Annotated in this window: 19 protein-coding genes; all 19 read left to right on the top strand. The window is 46.8% G+C overall.

The window, feature by feature from the left end; all coding sequences use genetic code 11:
- Positions 1 to 71: 71 nt before the first annotated feature.
- The 19 genes from M3630_RS03735 (at position 72) to yfmH (ending at position 20,862) form a co-directional block, all read left to right on the top strand.
- Positions 72 to 332, top strand: coding sequence for a YlmC/YmxH family sporulation protein (locus M3630_RS03735; RefSeq protein ID WP_251251278.1), 261 nt, complete (start codon positions 72 to 74; stop codon positions 330 to 332).
- Between the two features lie 137 nt (positions 333 to 469).
- Positions 470 to 1,372 (top strand): dipicolinate synthase subunit DpsA, encoded by a 903-nt coding sequence (gene dpsA / locus M3630_RS03730; protein WP_173607982.1) that lies wholly within the window; start codon positions 470 to 472, stop codon positions 1,370 to 1,372.
- On the top strand, positions 1,369 to 1,965 hold the full coding sequence (locus M3630_RS03725; RefSeq protein WP_007719213.1) for a dipicolinate synthase subunit B: 597 nt from the start codon (positions 1,369 to 1,371) through the stop codon (positions 1,963 to 1,965). The genes dpsA and M3630_RS03725 overlap by 4 nt, the downstream gene beginning before the upstream one ends.
- 57 nt (positions 1,966 to 2,022) lie before the next feature.
- Positions 2,023 to 3,063, top strand: a complete 1,041-nt coding sequence (locus tag M3630_RS03720; RefSeq protein ID WP_173607981.1) for an aspartate-semialdehyde dehydrogenase — start codon at positions 2,023 to 2,025, stop codon at positions 3,061 to 3,063.
- An 11-nt stretch (positions 3,064 to 3,074) separates the two neighbouring features.
- Positions 3,075 to 4,301, top strand: a complete 1,227-nt coding sequence (gene dapG / locus M3630_RS03715; protein ID WP_251251277.1) for an aspartate kinase — start codon at positions 3,075 to 3,077, stop codon at positions 4,299 to 4,301.
- Between the two features lie 56 nt (positions 4,302 to 4,357).
- A complete protein-coding gene (dapA, locus tag M3630_RS03710; protein ID WP_251251276.1) occupies positions 4,358 to 5,224 on the top strand; it encodes a 4-hydroxy-tetrahydrodipicolinate synthase in 867 nt (288 codons plus the stop codon).
- Between the two features lie 145 nt (positions 5,225 to 5,369).
- Positions 5,370 to 7,046 carry a ribonuclease J gene (locus M3630_RS03705; protein ID WP_173607978.1) on the top strand — a complete coding sequence of 559 codons (1,677 nt, stop codon included), beginning with the start codon at positions 5,370 to 5,372 and terminating at the stop codon, positions 7,044 to 7,046.
- A gap of 121 nt (positions 7,047 to 7,167) precedes the next feature.
- On the top strand, positions 7,168 to 7,992 hold the full coding sequence (locus M3630_RS03700) for a ClpP family protease (RefSeq protein WP_173607977.1): 825 nt from the start codon (positions 7,168 to 7,170) through the stop codon (positions 7,990 to 7,992).
- Complete coding sequence (locus tag M3630_RS03695) at positions 7,989 to 8,219, top strand: YlzJ-like family protein (protein ID WP_173607976.1); 231 nt, start codon at positions 7,989 to 7,991, stop codon at positions 8,217 to 8,219. Before M3630_RS03700 ends, M3630_RS03695 begins: the two co-directional genes overlap by 4 nt.
- A 220-nt stretch (positions 8,220 to 8,439) precedes the next feature.
- Positions 8,440 to 10,818, top strand: a complete 2,379-nt coding sequence (locus M3630_RS03690) for an FtsK/SpoIIIE family DNA translocase (protein ID WP_353057206.1) — start codon at positions 8,440 to 8,442, stop codon at positions 10,816 to 10,818.
- 239 nt (positions 10,819 to 11,057) lie between these two features.
- On the top strand, positions 11,058 to 11,783 hold the full coding sequence (locus tag M3630_RS03685) for a GntR family transcriptional regulator (protein ID WP_088908065.1): 726 nt from the start codon (positions 11,058 to 11,060) through the stop codon (positions 11,781 to 11,783).
- Between the two features lie 57 nt (positions 11,784 to 11,840).
- Complete coding sequence (locus M3630_RS03680) at positions 11,841 to 12,884, top strand: BMP family lipoprotein (RefSeq protein WP_173607974.1); 1,044 nt, start codon at positions 11,841 to 11,843, stop codon at positions 12,882 to 12,884.
- A gap of 93 nt (positions 12,885 to 12,977) precedes the next feature.
- A complete protein-coding gene (locus tag M3630_RS03675; protein ID WP_251251274.1) occupies positions 12,978 to 14,519 on the top strand; it encodes an ABC transporter ATP-binding protein in 1,542 nt (513 codons plus the stop codon).
- On the top strand, positions 14,512 to 15,585 hold the full coding sequence (locus M3630_RS03670; RefSeq protein ID WP_015891691.1) for an ABC transporter permease: 1,074 nt from the start codon (positions 14,512 to 14,514) through the stop codon (positions 15,583 to 15,585). Before M3630_RS03675 ends, M3630_RS03670 begins: the two co-directional genes overlap by 8 nt.
- Positions 15,585 to 16,544 (top strand): ABC transporter permease, encoded by a 960-nt coding sequence (locus M3630_RS03665; RefSeq protein ID WP_221869150.1) that lies wholly within the window; start codon positions 15,585 to 15,587, stop codon positions 16,542 to 16,544. Before M3630_RS03670 ends, M3630_RS03665 begins: the two co-directional genes overlap by 1 nt.
- Positions 16,545 to 16,672: 128 nt before the next feature.
- Positions 16,673 to 17,851, top strand: coding sequence for a stalk domain-containing protein (locus M3630_RS03660; protein WP_251251273.1), 1,179 nt, complete (start codon positions 16,673 to 16,675; stop codon positions 17,849 to 17,851).
- 53 nt (positions 17,852 to 17,904) lie between these two features.
- Positions 17,905 to 18,060 carry a hypothetical protein gene (locus M3630_RS03655; RefSeq protein ID WP_007719195.1) on the top strand — a complete coding sequence of 52 codons (156 nt, stop codon included), beginning with the start codon at positions 17,905 to 17,907 and terminating at the stop codon, positions 18,058 to 18,060.
- A 212-nt stretch (positions 18,061 to 18,272) separates the two neighbouring features.
- Positions 18,273 to 19,568 carry an EF-P 5-aminopentanol modification-associated protein YfmF gene (gene yfmF / locus M3630_RS03650; protein ID WP_251251272.1) on the top strand — a complete coding sequence of 432 codons (1,296 nt, stop codon included), beginning with the start codon at positions 18,273 to 18,275 and terminating at the stop codon, positions 19,566 to 19,568.
- Position 19,569: 1 nt separating this feature from the next.
- Positions 19,570 to 20,862 (top strand): EF-P 5-aminopentanol modification-associated protein YfmH, encoded by a 1,293-nt coding sequence (yfmH, locus tag M3630_RS03645; protein WP_251251271.1) that lies wholly within the window; start codon positions 19,570 to 19,572, stop codon positions 20,860 to 20,862.
- Positions 20,863 to 20,866 lie beyond the last annotated feature (4 nt).

The raw sequence follows: 20,866 nt of genomic DNA, 5'->3' as shown, positions 1-20,866 counted from the left end.
CAAAAATCCGGCATAGCCCGGATTTTTTTGCGTATATCAACAGTAAATGAAAGGACAAAGGGGGCTTCTCCATGCGCTTAAGCGAGTTGGGTGGGAAGGAGATTATCGGACTGGACAACGGAGAGAAAATGGGGGTCATCAGTGATTCCGATTTAGTCATCCATCCCGAAAACGGTTCGATTCAATCCATCATCTTGCCAGGAGGTAGTTTCTTTGGGTTCGGCAAGAAGCGCGAGGACCTCGTGATCCCATGGGGTTCCATCGTAAAAATTGGGCCAGATATGGTCATCATCCAGCTTCAAGCCCCTGAGGCACAAGCTTCTCAAAAGTAGGCGCTACTGTCACCGAAGTAGCAGGAGCGGAATAGGATGGGGGTAGACCGCATGGATTTCCGTCAACTTTTCCAAATGGAAAACCTTTGCGTTCCGATCATTTAATGCAGTAAAATGTGTGGAAAGGGGAACGCAGCATGCTAACGGGCATACATGTTGCCTTCATCGGCGGAGACGCTCGCCAGTTGGAAGTCATTAAGCGATGCATACAACTGGATGCTAGCGTCACGTTAGTTGGCTTCGACAACCTGGAAAGTAATTTTACAGGGGCAACGAAGAAACCATTAACATGCGATGTGTTGAAAGACGTGGACGCCCTCATCCTACCCATCGTAGGGACCGATGATCAAGGATACGTGGAAAGTATTTTCTGCTCCAAACAACTGCAGTTGCTAGACGAACATGTGGCAAGTCTGCCGGGTCATTGCGTGGTTTACACGGGAATGGCAAAGCCTTATCTGAAAAAGCTGTTGGCTTCCACACAGCTTCCTCTCGTGGAGCTTTTGGATCGTGATGACGTAGCTATCTATAACTCTATCCCTACTGTAGAGGGAGCGTTAATGATGGCGATTCAACATACGGATATTACGATTCATGGATCACAGTCAATTGTTTTGGGATTGGGCCGAACAGGTTTGTCCATGGCTCGAGCATTGCATTCGTTGGGAGCCCGCGTAAGAGTTGGAGCCAGACGTCAAGAACACTTGGCACGCATTTATGAGATGGGATTGACTCCCTTCCATATAAGCGAAGTAAGGCAACAGGTTACGAATGCTGATTTCATTTTTAATACCATCCCGCAATTATTACTCACGGCAGAAGTGATTGCTCAAATGCCTCAATCGGCGTTTATACTTGATCTTGCCTCCAAGCCAGGGGGAACAGATTTTCGTTACGCTGAGAGACGAGGTATCAAAGCTCTTCTTGCTCCCGGATTGCCTGGAATCGTTGCACCTAAAACCGCTGGACAAATTTTAGCCCAAACATTGTCTCGTCTGATTGCGGATCAAAGGAAAGCGCCAGGAGGGGATGCAACATGAGTAAGCTTCAGGGAAAGACCATTGGATTTGGTTTGTCTGGATCGCATTGCACCTTTGAGGAAACGATGCCGCAAATTAAGCGATTTGTGGATGCTGGAGCACGGGTGGTTCCGATCGTATCAAATACGATTATGACCACGGATACACGCTTCGGTACTTCGCAAAGCTGGCAGCAACAAATCAAGGAACTGACGGGGGAAGAGCTTATTTCGACTATTCCTCAGGCTGAGCCGTTGGGACCTTCCAAGCTGTTGGATGTCATGCTGATTGCGCCTTGCACAGGGAGTACGACGAGTCGACTGGCAAATGCCATTACGGATAGTGCCGTACTGATGGCGGCTAAGGCTACCATGCGTAATTTGCGACCCATCGTGATTGCCATATCCACCAATGATGGTCTGGGATTAAATGCAGCCAATATTGCCAAGCTGTTGGCTGCGAAAAATATGTATTTCGTGCCGTTCGGGCAGGATGCTCCGGATAAAAAACCGAATTCGCTTGTAGCTCGTATGGATCTCCTATTGGAAACATGCGAAGCAGCTTTGGAAGGTCGACAATTGCAACCCTTGCTCATCGAAAGATTTAACTACTAATAAGACTACAGAAAAAACAATTAACCTGCTTTTTCGCGATTAGGAGGAGAGTAAGAGATGGCAAACCAACTGACTTTCAATGTTGCTGTAGTCGGTGCGACTGGTGCAGTCGGACAGCAGATGATTCAACTATTAGAAAAGCGCAACTTCCCAATCAAACAGCTTAAGCTGCTTGCTTCTGGACGTTCTGCAGGAAAAACAGTCACCTTCAAGGGGCAAGAAATTGTACTGGAAGAGGCGACTCCAGACAGTTTTGCAGGGGTTGATTTCGCCCTGTTTAGTGCTGGCGGATCGGTCAGCAAGGAACTGGCTCATCACGCAGTACGTCATGGCGCGGTTGTCATTGACAATACCAGTGCATTCCGGATGGACCCAGATGTCCCTCTCGTTGTGCCAGAAGTAAACATGGATGCTGCGCTCGCTCATAATGGAATCATTGCGAATCCGAATTGCTCTACGATTCAGATGGTTGCCGCTCTAAAGCCCCTTTATGATCGTTTTGGTATAGACAGAATTATCGTTTCTACTTACCAGGCAGTATCCGGTGCAGGTCAATCTGCGATCAATGAATTGCTCGACCAGAGTCGAGACATTTTGGATGGGAAAGAACCGCAGTGTAACGTACTTCCCGTAGGCAAATTGCCTGTACATCATCAGATTGCGTACAACGCGATTCCGCAGATTGATGTGTTCACCGACAATGGTTTTACTTATGAAGAAATGAAAATGGTCAATGAGACCAAAAAAATCTTCGGTGATGACACTGTACTTGTTTCAGCTACTTGCGTACGTATTCCAGTGGTCTACGGCCACAGCGAGTCGGTATATGTAGAGCTGAAACAGGATTACGATCTGGCAGAAGTAAAGGCCCTGCTGAAAGACGCTCCGGGTATCGTGTTAGTAGATGCGCCGGAGGAACAGCAGTATCCACTCGCTACTGATGCAACAGGCAAACTGGAAGTATTCGTGGGCCGGGTGCGTCGTGATCTCCATCATCCTCGTGGACTGCATATGTGGATCGTTTCTGACAATCTTCTCAAGGGTGCAGCATGGAATACAGTACAAATCGCTGAAGAACTCATAAAAGCAAGAGTATAGGGGAGAGGTTAGTGAAGATTCTCGTCCAGAAGTTCGGTGGTTCTTCCTTGACGACGGAGGATTGCCGGATGCGGGCAATCTACCATATGGAAAAAGCAATTGATGAGGGCTATGCCCTCGTCGTTGTCGTATCGGCGATGGGACGCAAAGGCGATCCATATGCAACCGATACACTTTTGCAGTTGGTTCGAGCGAACGGGAACCAACTGCCGAGTAGAGAAATGGATATGCTGATGCATACCGGAGAAATCATCTCTGCTACAGTCATGTGCAGCATGCTGAATGCACGGGGAATTAAAGCAACGATTTTGACAGGCGGTCAAGCAAATATAGTGACGAGCGACGACTTTACAAATGCACAAATCATGTCGATCGATCCAAGTCGCATTTTGCAAGACTTGCAGGAAAATCAAGTTGTGATCGTTCCAGGATTTCAGGGGCGTACAGCCGAGTGGGAAATTACGACACTGGGACGGGGCGGAAGCGATACGACTGCAACCGCTCTCGGTGTCGCCTTGAAGGCTGAAACGGTGGATATTTTCACCGACGTGGAAGGCATCATGACCGCAGACCCGCGTATCGTTGAAGAAGCGCAGCGGCTCGGTATGGTGACCTACACGGAAATTTGCAACATGGCTCACCTGGGTGCAAAAGTTATTCATCCTAGAGCGGTGGAGATCGCGATGCACGCAAACGTGCCGATTCGTGTTCGCTCTACGTTTTCGGACGACCCCGGTACACTTGTTACGACGATGCTGGAGATCGGGAAGATGGGCTACACTGTAAACGACAGAGTCGTTATGGGAATTGCTCATGTACCGAACATTACCCAAATCAAAGTCGCGAACAAAGAAGGGTATTATGATACACAGCTACAAGTCTTCAAAACGATGGCAACCAATAACATCAGTGTAGATTTCATCAATGTGAACCCAATGGGTGTTGCTTACACGGTCCATGATGAAATGGGAGAAAAAGCTGCTCGTCTGTTAACGGAAATGGGATACGAGCCGCAGCTTTTGCCGCATTGCGCAAAAGTGTCCGTGATTGGTGCAGGGATGACGGGCGTGCCCGGCGTGATGGCGAGAATCGTGGAGGCACTTACACAAGAAGACATTCAAATTCTTCAATCGGCAGACTCTCATACTACCATCTGGGTACTCGTGCATGAAATGGATATGGTGAAGGCGGTTCGCGCTCTTCATCAGCAGTTCAACCTGCATGTTCAACATATGTAAGAGCATATCCTGACTTTAAATACCTACTGATCACGATAAGAGGAGTTGGAGAGGTAGTGGCACGTTTTGGTCGACTGGTTACCGCTATGGTAACGCCTTTTAATGAGCAGCTACAGGTCGATTACGATAAAACAGAGCGACTGATTGACCATTTGATTGCAAATGGTTCAACTGGAATCGTATTGAGTGGTACCACGGGTGAATCACCAACTTTATCCCGTACGGAGAAACTCGACCTTTTCCGACATGTGGTTTCCTACGCAAAAGGAAGATGCCACATCATTGCAGGAACAGGCAGTAATGATACAGCCTCAAGCATTGAGTTCACCCAAGCTGTACAATCCATTGGCGTAGACGCTGTCATGGTCGTTGCTCCTTATTACAGCAAGCCATCACAGGAAGGACTATACGCACATTTCAAGGCATTATCGGAAGCGACCGAGCTGCCCGTGATGCTTTATAATGTGCCAGGAAGATCCGTCGTCAATATGACTGCTGAAACGACACTCCGTTTGGCAAAACTGCCTAATGTAGTATGCATCAAGGAAGCCTCCGGCAATTTGTCGCAGATGGCGCAAATCATTGAGCATGCACCGGAAGGCTTTGAGCTGTACAGTGGCGATGATGGATTAACCTTGCCGATCCTGTCTATCGGGGGAGTGGGCATTGTCAGTGTGGCGAGTCACGTAGTTGGCCGTCCAATGACAGACATGATGGACGCCTTTTTTGTCGGTAACTTAGCGGAGGCAGCAAGACTCCATCGCAAGCTGTTGCCGATTTTTGAGGGCCTCTTTGCATACCCGAGCCCAGGACCGACCAAGGTCGCTTTAGAAAAGCTCGGCGTTCAAGTTGGAGGCGTTCGACTGCCATTAGTCGAGCTGAACGAACAAGAAAAAGCATTCGTTCATTCTCTGCTTGTTTAACTCCATAGAAGATCAAGAGCCATTCCTGCCTGGGATGGCTCTTTTTCCTTGTGTTCATGATTTCACTTCGGGTATAATAAGAACAAGTGATTTGGGGCGGTTTTTTTGAGTGGACATGACAACTAAATATAGGAGGTTACACGTTTTGGCAAAGTCGAATCACTCTGTTCTCGTTTTCGCCCTGGGCGGAGTCGGCGAAATTGGGAAGAATATGTACGTGGTACAAAGCGGTGACGACATCGTAGTGATTGATGCCGGATTGAAGTTCCCAGAAGAGGAAATGCTGGGGATTGATATGGTTATTCCGGATATCACCTACTTGGAGGAACATCGTGACAAGGTTCGGGGTATTATTATTACGCATGGACATGAAGACCACATCGGCGGCCTCAGCTATGTGCTGAAGCATTTGAAAGTCCCGGTTTATGCGACAAAACTTACCCTTGGTTTAATTGATGCAAAGTTAAAAGAAGCGGGCATCCTAAATGAAACAAAACGCGTATTGATCAACAGCGACTCGGAAGTCGTTCTCGGAAAGATGAAGGCAACCTTTTTCCGTGTAAACCACAGCATCCCGGATTGTGTAGGGGTATGCTTGGATACGCCAGAAGGCTACATCGTTCATACAGGAGACTTCAAGTTCGATCAAACACCTGTTAACAATCAGGTAGCTGATCTGGCAAAAATGGCGATGATCGGTGACAGAGGCGTTTTGTGCTTGCTCTCTGACAGTACGAATGCAGAACGGCCTGGATTTACCGGATCGGAACGCTCAGTGGGCAAAGCACTCATGGATGTGTTCAGCAAAGCACCTGGACGTATTGTTGTTTCTACGTTTGCATCAAATGTTCACCGCATTCAACAAGTGGTGGACGCTGCAGCACAGTTCAACCGTAAATTGACGGTTGTTGGCCGGAGCATGCAAAATGTCATTACTATCAGCAGAGACCTAGGGTACTTGTTGGTCCCTGAGGGCTTGATTGTTGAGATCGATGAAATCAACAAATTGCCTGCTGAACAAGTCGTTATTTTATCAACTGGAAGCCAAGGAGAGCCTATGTCTGCGCTCACTCGTATGGCCCGATCCGCCCATCGGAAAATTGACATCCTTCCAGGGGATACCGTTATTATTGCAGCCACTCCCATTCCAGGGAATGAAAAATACGTGGCGCGTACGATCGATCAATTATCGCGCATTGGTGCAGATGTCATTTATGGTGGCCATGGACCTAACGGAACCGTCCACGTCTCCGGTCATGGAAGCCAAGAGGAATTGCGCCTGATGCTTAACCTAATGAAGCCTAAATACTTTATTCCCGTTCACGGTGAATATCGCATGCTGAAAACACATGCTTTACTTGCTGAACAGGTTGGAATTCCTGAAGAAAACACATTTTTGCTCGATAACGGCGATACAGTTGAATTCTCAGGGGGCAAGGCCCGTTACGGTGGAAAAGTCCATGCTGGCAATGTTTTGATTGACGGCTTGGGTGTTGGTGATGTAGGAAACATCGTACTTAGAGATCGCAAATTACTGTCACAAGATGGCATACTGGTAGTTGTCGTTACACTCAGCAAACAAAATGGCACGATTTTGTCAGGTCCAGACATCATTTCTCGCGGTTTCGTCTACGTGCGAGAATCCGAAGAGCTGCTGGATGAGGCAAATCGCATAGTGACCCAAACACTTGTCAAATGCATGGAAGAAAATGTGAACGAATGGTCTTCACTGAAAAATAACGTGAAAGAGTCATTAGGCCGTTATCTGTACGAGCAAACGCGCAGACGTCCGATGATCTTGCCGATTATCATGGAAGTGTAGGATCACGATAAAGAGCTGGAAATCCTTTTGAAAAAGGGTTTCTGGCTTTTTTTGCCTTTGTGGGCGCATGATTTTTCCTGTCCTTATCCATACTACAGAGGAAAGTGAGGGAGGATCATCCATGTCGAATCAACAATTTAGCGATTTTTTAAATAGGCCGCCGTTTGCAAACACAGCAGTAAATAGTAAGGAATCTCAGCCACAATCACCCACTGATGATCAGGAGCCTTCTGCCTCGCCGCCATCAGAAGCACCCGCACAGGAAGACCCGAAGAAAAAACTGCTGGATTCCATTACGCAACTGGGCCAGACAAACGTTCCACAGCTCGAAAGCAATATTTATTGTATGACCGTCATCGGACAAGTAGAAGGGCATATTCAGTTGCCCCCACAAAATAAGACGACCAAGTACGAGCACCTCATCCCTCAATTGGTTGCGGCAGAACAAAACAGTAAAATAGAGGGCGTACTCGTTATTTTGAATACGGTTGGCGGGGACGTGGAAGCAGGCTTGGCAATTGCGGAAATGGTATCGTCCTTGTCCAAACCGGTAGTCACACTCGTACTTGGCGGTGGTCATAGCATTGGTGTTCCAATTGCTGTAGCTGGTTCGTACTCGTTTATTGCAGAAACAGCCACGATGACGATACACCCGATCCGTTTGACGGGTCTTGTAATTGGTGTGCCTCAAACGTTTGAGTACTTGGACAAAATGCAGGATCGTGTAGTAAGCTTTATCGCCCGTCACTCAAAAGTTTCAGAAGAAAAGTTCCGTGAGCTCATGACCCGTACCGGTGAATTGACACGAGACATTGGAACCAACGTGATTGGTGTAGATGCGGTAAAATACGGATTGATTGATGAAGTAGGCGGTCTTGGTAGCGCACTGAAAAAACTGAACGAACTGATCAAAGCGCAAAAAGGCGAGGAGAGTGTACTCCAATGATCCTATACTCCATCATTCCGATGGAAACGGTGTTTGAGAACATGGAGCAAGTGGAGAAACAAGAGCTCAAAGAGATAGCGGTGGGTCATGCCACGATGCTCATTGAGCAAACCGGACCGTTTGAAGGAAAAATCGTCAGGCTGATTAGTCCCAATCCGCAAGACTACCTGAAGGAACAATACGCACCTGGACAAAAAATTCAGTTTCAACCTGAGTGGCTTGCCTAAGAAGTCCTGTATTTCTATGAATTTCCTGTGTTATACTAGAGAAGTACGAACAGCAGCCGAACACGCGACGGCTGCCTTTTTTAACGAATAGGAATTTAGAAATTAAATTCCGGAGCGCATGGAAACTTTCCGCTATTACACGGTTGTTCTACGTTGAAAAAGCCTCGATAGAGGTGTTCTTACCATTGGATACATAAGGAGTATAATGACGGGAGGAGGCGTGCCATTGAGTAGGAGAAAAAAAGAGCGTTCACAAGCGGCATTGGCCTCAGTTGTCAAAATAGAGCTGCTGGGACTTCTCATCATCGTGCTATCCTTGATCGGGCTTTTGGAGAGTGGATGGCTGGGCAAAAATGTACTGGCACTTCTATTTCGGTTTATTGCGGGCTCATGGGATTTTCTCATTCCCGTTCTGCTAATCGGTATGGCCATACATATGATGTTTACCAGAAAGTCACCGAAGCTTACTTACCGCGTCTTAGGCATAGCGCTCATAGGTGTGGCGATTTTGACTTGGGATCACATGATATTGTACAAACAAATTACCGCAGATGGAAAATTTGCAGAGCAAAGCATTATTAAGGTTACATGGGACAGAATTTGGCTCGATCATGGTCAGAAAGTGTCCACCACCGGGGTAGGCGGAGGAATGATTGGTGCCCTGTTTTTTGCGGTGACAAATGGCCTTGTTGGAACAATCGGTACTGGTCTCGTGATTGTGTTCCTTTTCCTCGTGGGATTGATGTTTCTGTTCAATCTCTCTTATGTAAACATTTTGATGTTTGCCAAGGACAAGCTTGCTTTGTTTTACGGAAAGGCGAAGCATACAGTGAAGGACTCTGTACAGCTTTTGCAGGAAGAGAGCGAGAAGAGAAAGAAAGAAGCAAAGGAAGCGGAAGAGGCTCGCAAGCAAAAACAATCGGAGGCAGAGAACGAGGCCATTGCTGTTACGGCGTTGAAAGAGCAAAAATCTCATCCACAGCCTGTCAATCAGGAGGAAGAAGTACAGCAACTGAACGCCCCATTAATTCGTGATTTTACAGATCGCATTGCGCTGGAAGAGGATGAGGAACCGATTCATCCTAGTCATCAAGCGAAAGCTGCACAACCGAAAACCAATCAGGAAATTACGTTTGCGCTCGAAGGAGAAGAGGAAATCTTCGGTACAATAAATACCGGAGAAGAACAAAATACCATGCCGTATGAGCTGCCAAGTCTGCAAATGCTCGCAAGACCCAAAGCGAGTTCAACAGCTAAAGACGTCGATCATACCTCAAATGCGGCAAAATTAGTGCAGACACTAAAGAGCTTTGGCGTCAATGCAACTGTTTCCGAGGTACATCGAGGACCAGCTGTTACACGCTACGAAGTTCAGCCTGCTACAGGGGTAAAAGTAAGCAGGATTGTTAGCCTGACGGATGATCTGGCTTTGGCATTGGCAGCAAAAGATATTAGGATTGAGGCACCAATCCCAGGAAAATCAGCCATCGGCATCGAGGTTCCGAACTCGGAGGTAGCGGTCGTATCATTACGAGAGGTGTTGGAAGCACCCGAGTATCAAGATGCGCCAGGCAAGCTTACCGTTGCTCTTGGCCGAGATATTTCCGGAGAGCCGATCGTTGCAGATTTGACCAAGATGCCGCATTTGCTTGTAGCGGGTGCGACGGGAAGCGGAAAATCAGTATGTATTAACGGATTGATCATGAGTATTTTGTTCAAGGCCAAACCGGAAGAAGTCAAGCTGATGATGGTAGACCCGAAGATGGTGGAACTGAATGTCTACAACGGAATTCCGCATTTATTGGCTCCAGTTGTTACTGATCCGAGAAGGGCTTCTGTTGCATTGAAAAAAGTCGTGGCCGAGATGGAACGGCGCTATAATTTGTTTGCCAAAACCGGTAGCCGCAATATTGAAATGTACAATGCACAAGTGGAAGGCACGCCACTTCCCTATATCGTCGTTATCGTCGATGAGCTTGCGGACTTGATGATGGTAGCTCCGGGAGAAGTGGAGGATGCGATTTGTCGACTCGCGCAAATGGCTCGTGCTTCCGGGATTCATCTCATCATCGCGACCCAACGTCCTTCTGTAGATGTCATTACGGGTGTGATCAAGGCAAATATCCCATCCCGCATTGCCTTTGGGGTGTCTTCGATGGCGGACTCCAGAACGATTCTCGATATGGGAGGAGCAGAAAAGCTTCTCGGTAGAGGAGACATGCTATCGCTGCCGATGGGGGCATCCAAGCCGACCCGTGTCCAAGGAGCTTTTGTATCTGACAAGGAAGTAGAAGAGGTTGTTCGTTTTGTAAAAGAACAGCAAGAGGCTCGCTACAATGAAGAGATGATCCCGGGTGACGTGCAGGAGGAGCAGCAGCCAGTTGTGGATGATGAACTGTACGACCAAGCTGTCCAAATTGTTTCAGAAGCCCAAACGGCATCGGCATCCTTGTTGCAGCGTCGTCTTCGTGTCGGTTACACGAGAGCGGCACGATTGATTGATATGATGGAAGCTCAAGGAGTAGTCGGTCCGTATGAGGGAAGCAAGCCTCGTGAAGTTCGTCTTCCACGCCCGTCCATAGAAAGTAATATTTCATAAAGAGAGACCTTGCCAACATTTGTGTTGGTAGGGTCTTTTTTCCTATTTTAGGATAAAAATCCCTGTCGAAATTAATCATTTTGCATTATTATTCATAAATATTTGGCTTGCATGATACTCGCCCCTCATGTAAAATTTCTAAGAGATTGACGGAAATTGTTGTTATTAAGTCTCATACGAATCAGAGGTCTGACGTCCTACCTGTTGGGATGGCTGAAGGACAGCAGGAGTGAATGATGATGAGCATCAAAGGGAATGTTCGATCACTGTTTCTCTTGGTAATGGACAAGATCAAGAGTGATATCGAAACCGGACTTCTTCGTCCTGGTGAACGCCTCCCTTCTGAAGCCGAACTTTCGAAACAGCTTGGTGTAAGCAGGGCGACGCTTCGCGAGGCACTCCGACTTCTTGAGGAAGAGAAGATTGTCATTCGTAGACACGGTGTAGGTACCTTTATTAATTCAAAGCCTGTTTTTTCGGGTGGGATTGGGGAACTCTTTAGTGTGACGGATGCAATCGAGCGTCAAGGATATACGGCAGGAACCTTGATCCTGAAAACATCCTTTGGCGAATCTGCTGAAGAAGAGAGGAAGCGGCTGGCCTTAAATCCGGGTGAAGGCGTTCTCATCGTAGAGCGAATTCGAACGGCTGACGGTGAGCCTGTGGTTTATTGTGTGGACCGCATTCCTGCACATCTGGTGCCCGAGGGCTATGCGGCAAGTGGAGAGTCTATCTTCAAATGGCTGGAGAGCGTAACAGGGGTAAGGATCGCATACGCAGTAGCCGATATTGAACCCATGGGCTACAATGAAAAGGTTTCCAACCTGCTGCATTGCGATAAATCTGCTCCCATGCTCTTGCTCAAACAGATTCATTACGACGAAAGTGAAAAGCCAGTGCTATACTCCCATAATTACTTCAGGGCTGACAAAATTCACTTTCATGTCGTACGGAGACGGTTGTAACAGTGGGGGCAACCTCACTCAACAATTTCATCAACTAAAAACAGGGGGTAATCTCAGATGAAGAAAGTTCTATCCGTGCTTTCTGTGGCAACACTCAGCCTGTCGCTCGTTCTCGCTGGCTGCGGAAGCAAAGAAGCACAGCCTCAAGGCCAAACTGGTAGCAATGGAGGCGCTCCAGCCGCTAAAGCTATCAAAGTAGGTATGGTTACAGACGTTGGCGGTGTAAACGACAACTCCTTTAACCAGAGTGCTTGGGAAGGGCTGCAAAAACTCCAAACCGATATGAATCTCCCGAAAGAAAACGTAAACTATCTGCAATCAAAATCAGATGCTGACTATGTACCAAACCTGACTCAATTCGTAAAAGACGGTTGGGACCTGACTTGGGGTATCGGCTTCCTGATGGGTGACCACCTGAAAAAAGTAGCAGATGAAAACAAAGATGCAAAATTGGCGATCATCGACGCTGAAGTAGATGCTCCTAACGTAACATCTGTACTCTTTAAAGAGCATGAAGGCTCCTTCCTTGCTGGGGTAGTTGCAGCGAAAATGACCAAAACGAAAAAAGTTGGATTCGTGGGTGGCGTTGACATCCCGGTAATCAAACGTTTTGATCTTGGTTTCGAAGCGGGCGTAAAAGCTGTAGATCCAAGCATTCAAGTAGTTAAAGTTTACACGGGTGCTTTTGACAAACCAGACATGGGTAAATCTACTGCTTCCTCCATGTACGGTCAAGGTGTGGACATCATCTTCCACGCTTCCGGCGGTACAGGCGACGGTGTATTCAACGAAGCAAAAGACCGTAAAGCTAAAGGCGAAAACGTATGGGTAATCGGTGTTGACAAAGACCAATCCCTGACTTTCGGCGACGAAGTCACATTGACTTCCATGGTAAAACGTGTTGACGAAGCAGTTATTCGTGTATCGAAAGACCTGTCTGAGGGTAAATTCAAAGGCGGAGTACAATGGCTCGGACTGGCTGAAAACGGTGTAGGTCTGGCTGACACTTCCACGAAGAACGTTCCTGAAGACGTATTGAAGCTGGTTGAAGAATACAAGCAAAAAATCGTTAAAGGCGAAATCACAGTTCCTGACAAGTAAAAACTAAGGAAGCTGCAAATGGACAAGGCTGGTTCGAGCTACTGGCCTTGTCCTTTACCTTCACACTAGACCCGAAAAATGGGGTGAGCATGCATGAACTCGGTAAAAAAAGTGGTTGAAATGAGAGGGATCACGAAACGGTTCCCAGGCATTGTTGCGAACGACAGTATTACGCTGTCTGTAGGTAAAGGTGAAATTCATGCGCTGCTCGGAGAGAATGGCGCGGGCAAGTCCACACTCATGAATATCTTGTTCGGTCTATATCAGCCGGATGAAGGCGAAATTCTGATTAACGAGAAAGTTGTAGAGATCACAAGTCCAAGGATTGCAAACGAACTTGGTATCGGAATGGTTCACCAACATTTTATGCTCGTAGAAACATTTACAGTCACGGAAAACATTGTGCTAGGAAATGAACCGAAAAACGGGTTGAAGATAGATATTCAAAGCGCTGAGAAAGCGGTAGAAAAACTGTCGAATCAATACGGGCTCAAAGTTGATCCGAGAGCAAAAATTCAGGATATCTCAGTAGGGATGCAGCAGCGTGTAGAGATTTTGAAAACGCTTTATCGCGGTGCCGACATCTTGATTTTTGATGAGCCTACGGCTGTATTGACGCCGCAGGAAATCCATGAACTTATCGAGATCATGCATAACTTGGTAAAAGAAGGTAAGACGATTATCCTGATCACACACAAGCTGAAAGAAATTATGGCTGTATGTGACGCGGTTACAATCATTCGTCGAGGAAAAGTCATTGACTCCGTATTGGTAAAAAATACGAATCCAGACGATTTGGCTGCGAAAATGGTTGGTCGTGAAGTGAACTTCCGGGTTGATAAAACGGAAGCAAAACCAAAAGAAACGATTCTTTCCGTAGAGAATTTGACAGCGATGGGTAACCGTGGTGTGAATGCGTTGAACAATCTCAGCTTAGAGGTTCGCGCTGGTGAAATTCTCGGGATTGCAGGAGTCGACGGAAATGGCCAAAGTGAACTGATTGAAGTTTTAACTGGCTTGCGTAAAGCAACAAGTGGGCGTGTCCTTCTTAATGGCAAAGAAATTACGAATCAAAGTCCGCGTAACATCTCGGAATCAGGATTGTCGCACATTCCTGAAGACCGACATAAACGAGGATTGGTTCTTGATTTCACCATGAGTGAAAATATGGTATTGGAAACGTACTTCCATCCAACGTTTTGCAAAAACGGTTTTCTTGATTATGGCGCCATTGACAAGCATGCGGCCAAGCTTATCGAAGAATTCGACGTTCGGACTCCGAGTATTTACACGCCAGCACGAGCGCTCTCTGGAGGAAACCAACAGAAGGCAATTATTGCCCGCGAAGTGGACAAGAACCCGGATTTGCTGATTGCGGCTCAACCTACTCGTGGCTTGGACGTAGGGGCTATCGAATTTATTCATCGCAGGCTGATTGATCAGCGCGATCAGGGAAAAGCGGTTCTCTTGCTTTCCTTGGAGCTAGATGAGATTATCAATGTATCCGACCGGATTGCGGTTATTTATGAGGGAGCCATTGTGGGGATTGTCGATGCAAAATCGACAACGGAGCAAGAGCTCGGTTTGATGATGTCCGGCGGAAAAGTAATGCAAGGAGGGGGAAACGATGAATAAAGTTATTGCGGTCTTCACGAAAGAATCGTTTCTCGTTCCTGCCGTTGCGATCATTCTTGGTCTTTTGACCGGAGCAATCGCAATGCTGGCAGGTGGATTTGATCCAATCGCTGCCTATACGGCTTTGATTAAAAAAGTATTTGGTAGTGCGTATAACTTTGGTGAAACGATTCGCCAAATTACGCCTTTGATCTTTACAGGTTTGGCTGTAGCTTTTGCTTTCCGTACGGGTCTTTTTAACATCGGGGCAGAAGGCCAATTTATCGTCGGGATGATTGCTTCTACTGTCGTAGGTGTTTCTTTTGACCTTCCAGCTATCATTCACGCTCCACTTGCGATCCTTGCAGGTGCTTTAGCAGGTGGTTTGTGGGGTGCCATTGCCGGTTATTTGAAAGCAGCACGTGGTGTCAATGAGGTTATTACCAGCATCATGTTGAACTGGGTAGCACTTTACTTTGCAAACTGGATCATGAATGCTTTCTTTATTCCAGCTGGCAAACAAACATCGGAAGAGGTAAAGGATTCTGCGATCATTACTATCGGATGGCTCGCTGAAATGTTTGACAATGCTCGTTTGCACTGGGGTACACTCATTGCCGTACTCGCAGCTATTTTCTTCTATATCATCCTTTGGAAAACAAAATCTGGTTTTGAATTGCGTTCCGTTGGTTTGAACCCGCATGCTTCTGAGTATGCAGGTATGAACGTGAATCGTAATGTTGTAAAGGCCATGTTCATTGGTGGTATGTTTGCAGGGATTGGTGGAGCTACCGAGATTTTGGGCGTTTTCCACTATCAAGCGATTATGACGCAGCATACGGGCTATGGATTCGATGGAATCGCGGTAGCATTGATTGGCGGAAATACTCCATTCGGGGTTATCCTTGCTGCCATATTGTTTGGGGTTCTCACATTCGGTGCGAGCGGCATGCAGTTTAGTGCGGGTGTACCGTTTGAGTTAATCCGTGTCGTGATTGCTTCTGTTATTTTCTTCGTTGCTGCACATGGCATCGTGAAAATTTTCGTTAAGCCGATCTTGATGAAGAAAAAGGAAGGTGGAAACTGATGGATTGGGGATTAATTCTCAGCAACCTGGTTCATGATACCATCGTGTTTTCCACTGCCTTGATTTTTGCCGCATTGGGTGGATTGTACTCGGAGCGTTCTGGTGTCGTGAACATTGCGCTAGAAGGTATGATGATTATCGGTGCTTTTACCGGTGCCGTAATGACCTATGCTTTCCAAGATTCACTTGGTACTTGGGCACCGTGGGTCGGATTTATTGCGGCAGGGATTGCCGGTGCTATTTTTGCACTTCCACATGCCGTTGCTTCCGTTACATTTAAAGCGGACCAGACCGTCAGTGGTGTGGCCCTGAACTTCTTGGCAGCGGGACTTTCCATCTACCTGACCAAAATTATTTTCAACGGAGCAGGTCAAACAACAACATTGACCACTGTATTTAACAAATTCAGTATTCCTGGATTGAGTGAAATTCCGTATATCGGACATGCCATTTTTGAGGCGTATCCTACTAGCTTTTTGGCTTTCATTGCTGTTTTCGTTACTTGGTATGTTGTATTTAAGACACCATTCGGATTGCGCTTGCGTTCAGTTGGTGAGCATCCGCGTGCTGCTGATACGGTAGGGATCAACGTTAAGAGAATGCGCTACACGGCTGTTATGATCAGTGGTATGCTGGCGGCATTGGGTGGAGCGACCATTTCTTTGACGACAACCAGTAACTTCTCCCATAACACGGTTTCCGGACAAGGGTTTATCGCGATTGCGGCCTTGATCTTTGGTAAATGGCATCCAATGGGTGCAATGGGAGCAGCATTGTTCTTTGGTGTCGCTCAAGCGATCAAGTCTTTGGTACAAATCTTCGGATTGACCAATTACATTCCTACTGAATTTATCTTCATGCTTCCGTACGTACTGACGATTCTCGTGATGGCTGGTCTGGTAGGACGATCCAGTGCTCCAGCGGCCCTCGGCAAACCTTACGATACGGGATCGCGTTAATCATTCGTTAACAAAATTTGGCGTCTAGAACCTGTCACTTCCCCTGTGCGATAATTTTTGTGACTGCTTGCGGTCCGCAAAAAACGGTCCTGTCCGTTTTTGCAAATTGTTTGTGGGGAGGGAAAAAGATGAACCGCTGTCTACATAAGTACAGCAGTTATCGATGGAACAGGATTCTAGGCGCTTTTGTTTTTTGCCTGACGATAGCAGTATCCGGTGGAATGGTTTCAGCAAAAGAGCCAGGACCTGTCATTTCTGTCGTTGTCGATGGAAAGGGAGTTCAATCAGATGTATTGCCCATCCATCGAAATGGCCGAATGCTTGTTCCGATACGGGTAGTAGCGGAGGCAACAGGCTCAGAAGTAAGCTACGATGCCGCCACTCAAAAAGTCATGCTCAACAAAAAAAGCAAGCATATATCCCTTGCGATTGGCAGCCAGACAGCGTATGTAGATGGAAAACGATTGAAGGTGGATGTTTCTCCAATCATTGTGAATAAGCGGACGCTTGTTCCGATTCGTTTTATCTCTGAGGCATTTGGCTATCAAGTCCAATGGGATGAGACGTCGGCTGTTGCATACATACAATCCAAACCTGTGGAAGACAAGGCTATGAGTGTGAAATACTCCTTGAATCCCTATGTCGTTCAACAGGGTGATACCTTATCAAAAATTGCAGCTCGCCACGACACGAACATGAGTGCCATTCAGAAAAATAACCATCTTTCTTCTGATGAGGTACTGGTGGGTCAAATTTTATTTTTGCCAGAAGGTGCCCAAAGAGCTGAGCACCCCATTGCCACAATAGTTGCGGATGATCAATTGATTGGGAAACAATTTCGGTTTCCTTTCCACGATAATAGTTGGTATGAGCCGTATGGGGATAGCTTCGGATCCGATCGAGAGTGGACCGAGACGAATAGCGGCAGTGTTCGTAGTCACGAGGGCATCGACATAATGGCACCGAAAGGAACACCGATTTACTCGGTATCCGATGGGACGATCAACAAAGTGGGCTGGAATACGTATGGTGGCTGGAGAGTAAACATTACAGATGAGAATGGCCAATATCGGATGTATTACGCTCATTTGCAGGCGTATGTACCAGGATTGTATGTAGGGAAAACGATAAAAGCTGGGCAACTGATCGGTTTTGTTGGAGATACAGGCTACGGTGGAACTGGGACAGTGGGAATGTTTGAACCTCACCTGCATTTTGGCCTCTATCGTAACAGCACGGGGAAAGCGATCGATCCGTATGATTACTTGCGAATTTGGGAGCAAAATAAAGTAGATAGCGCCCTCTAAAATTTGGACAAACTACTACGGAGTACCTTCACGAATAAAAGGAGGCCCTTCGTATGTGGACATGTCCGTACTGTGGGGGAAGTCATGGCTTACCCTTTCACGATGAGCAGTTGGATGGCATGCTTTGTCTCTCGTCTGATTGCGGTCGATTTGTTGAAGAGCATAGCACATCGGATGATCCTCGAGACTGGGATGCAATGGATATGTAAGGAGAAGAGTGAACGGCCTTCGTAAGAAAGGTGCTGTTCGCTCTTTTTTTTTGTTCCATGGAAGCGCTGTGATTTGCGTATTATGGGACTTGCGTGAGCGCATAGGATGAAGCACTGGGATATATAATGGAAGATTCTGATGCTTGATGCCCTGACAATTGGTTACAATAGAGAAGAGTATGAGTATGCTGATGGAGAAGGGAGATTGGACTATGACTGCTTCTACGACCGAAATTGCATTTCAAAGCTCCCAAATCAATGGGATGAACGTACATATCCTTCCAACCGAAAAGTTCAAGACCACGACAATCGTGACGATGATTGAACAGGCGCTATCGGAGGAGCACGTAACGAAAACAGCATTGCTTGCAATGGTTATGAAACGTGCCAGCGCTCGTTTTCCGGAAACGAAGCAATTGCGAGCACATTTGGATTTCCTATACGGTGCCATTTTTGATGTAGATGTCATGAAAAAAGGCGAGCGGCAAATTCTGCAAATTTATATGGAAGTACCGAATGAAAAATATTTGTCCAATGAAGCCTCGCTTTTGGAGCAGGCCATCGAATTCGTGGGAGATATGCTCGTCAGACCGTATGTACAGGACAACGCTTTTTCCGAAAAGTACTTGGCACAGGAAAAAGAGACGCTACGAAAACGGATAGAGAGTTTGATCGACGACAAAATGAAGTATGCAAACCAACGCGTAACCGAAGAAATGTGCAAAGGTGAACCATTCTCTCTTCTCGTCCAAGGCCGTGTGGCGGATTTGCCGAAGATCTCAGGTCAGGAGCTGTATCAATATTTTAAAGAAGTAACGACGACCAATCCGATCAATATGTTCGTGGTGGGCGATGTTGACCAACAGGAAGTAAGCGAGGCTATTCGCAAGCATATCCCGTTGGAGCGCTCCCAAGTAGGAGAACTGCAGATCGCATCGACGGCGAAGGACGTATCTGCTGAGCGCGAAGTGATCGATCGGCTCGATGTCAACCAGGCAAAGCTCAACATCGGCTGCCGCACGCAGATCACCTATAAGGATGATGATTATCCGACGCTGCTCTTGTTCAACGGGATTTTAGGCGGTTTTCCTCACTCCAAGCTGTTTGTCAATGTCCGTGAAAAAGAGAGTCTAGCTTACTATGCCGTATCCAGGCTAGAGAGCCACAAAGGGATTCTCATGATCATGTCCGGGATTGATGTTAGCAAATATCAGCGTGCGGTTGAGATTATTAAACAGCAGCTGGAACTGATGCAACAAGGAACCATATCGGACGAGGAAATGAGCCAGACGCGTGCCACTTTGTCTAACCAATTCCGCGAGCTTTTGGACAGTGCACGCGGCATGATTGATTTTACGTACAATGGTGTAATTAGCGGACGTCCTCGGAAAATCGAAGAGCTTTTGGCTGGGATCAACCAAGCAACAATTGAAGATATCAAGAAGGTAGCGAGCAAGGTGACGATCGACACGATTTATCTGCTGCGGGACAAGAAGGGAGAGGCATAAGATGCAGACCACTGTCTTTGATCAAGTAAATGAAACGGTATATCATGAAACTCTCCAAAATGGATTGCAAGTCTATCTGGTTCCCAAACAAGGCTTCAGCAAAACATACGCGGTATTCACTACGCGCTACGGCTCCATTGATAGCCATTTCCGCACCCGAAGCGGGGAAGAAATCAATGTTCCCGACGGTATTGCGCATTTTCTTGAGCACAAAATGTTTGAGAAAAAAGATCGGGATGTCATGCACGAATTCAGTAAAAACGGGGCGAGCTGCAATGCGTTCACGAGCTTCAATCGTACAGCTTATTTGTTCTCGTGCACAGATAAGTTGGATGACAATCTGAATCTGCTGCTCGATTATGTTCAGGACCCATATTTTACAGATGCCAGTGTAGAAAAGGAAAAAGGAATCATCGGTCAGGAAATCACCATGTACGATGACAATCCTGACTGGAAGGTGTACATGAACCTCCTAAAGGCCATGTATCAGAAGTATCCGATCAACATTGAAATTGCGGGTACGATCGAGACGATCTCTCATATTACAAAAGAATATTTGTATCAGTGCTATGAAACGTTTTATCATCCTGCCAATATGCTCCTGTTGGTCGTGGGCTCCTTCGAACCTGAAGCGATCATGAAGCTCATTCGAGAAAATCAGGGAGCAAAGGAGTTTCCTCCTGCGCCACAAATCACGCGCGTGTTTCCAGACGAGCCATCAGCGCCAGCAGAGGCGAAGGTAGAAGCGTTGCTAACAGTTGGTCTACCCAAATGCATGATCGGAATTAAGGAAAAGGAAAACGGTCTAACCAAGGAAGCCTTGTTAAAACGCGAATTGACTACTAAACTGGTATTGGACATCGCGTTCGGCACTAGCTCCGCTGTCTATGAGCGTTTGTATGATAGCGAGCTGATTACGGAAAGCTTTGATTTTGACTACAGCAGTGAGCAGGATTATGCGTATACGATCATTGGTGGTGATACACCTGATCCAGAGCGTTTGGTGGAAACAATCAAAGCGGAGATCGAACAATTGAAGCAAGCCGGTATAGCCCAGGATGATTTTGAACGTGCGAAGCGTAAAAAAATCGGAAACTTCCTGCGTTCTCTAAACTCCGTGGAGTTTATCGCTAACCAGTTTACCAGCTTCAAATTTAACGGGAATGATCTGTTTTCCGTAGTGCCGACCTTGGAGTCGATCACACGCGAAGATGTGGAAAAACGTTTGAAGGAGCATTTTTTAATCGAGCAGATGGCTGTTTCCATCGTTCGTTCCGCTTCGCCACAGGAGTAATGTA

Origin of the sequence: Brevibacillus sp. MER 51 (assembly GCF_023714195.1) — a bacterium.
Taxonomy (GTDB): domain Bacteria; phylum Bacillota; class Bacilli; order Brevibacillales; family Brevibacillaceae; genus Brevibacillus.
The sequence above is the reverse complement of the archived record's forward strand: the minus strand, read 5'-3'. Positions and strand labels throughout refer to the sequence as shown.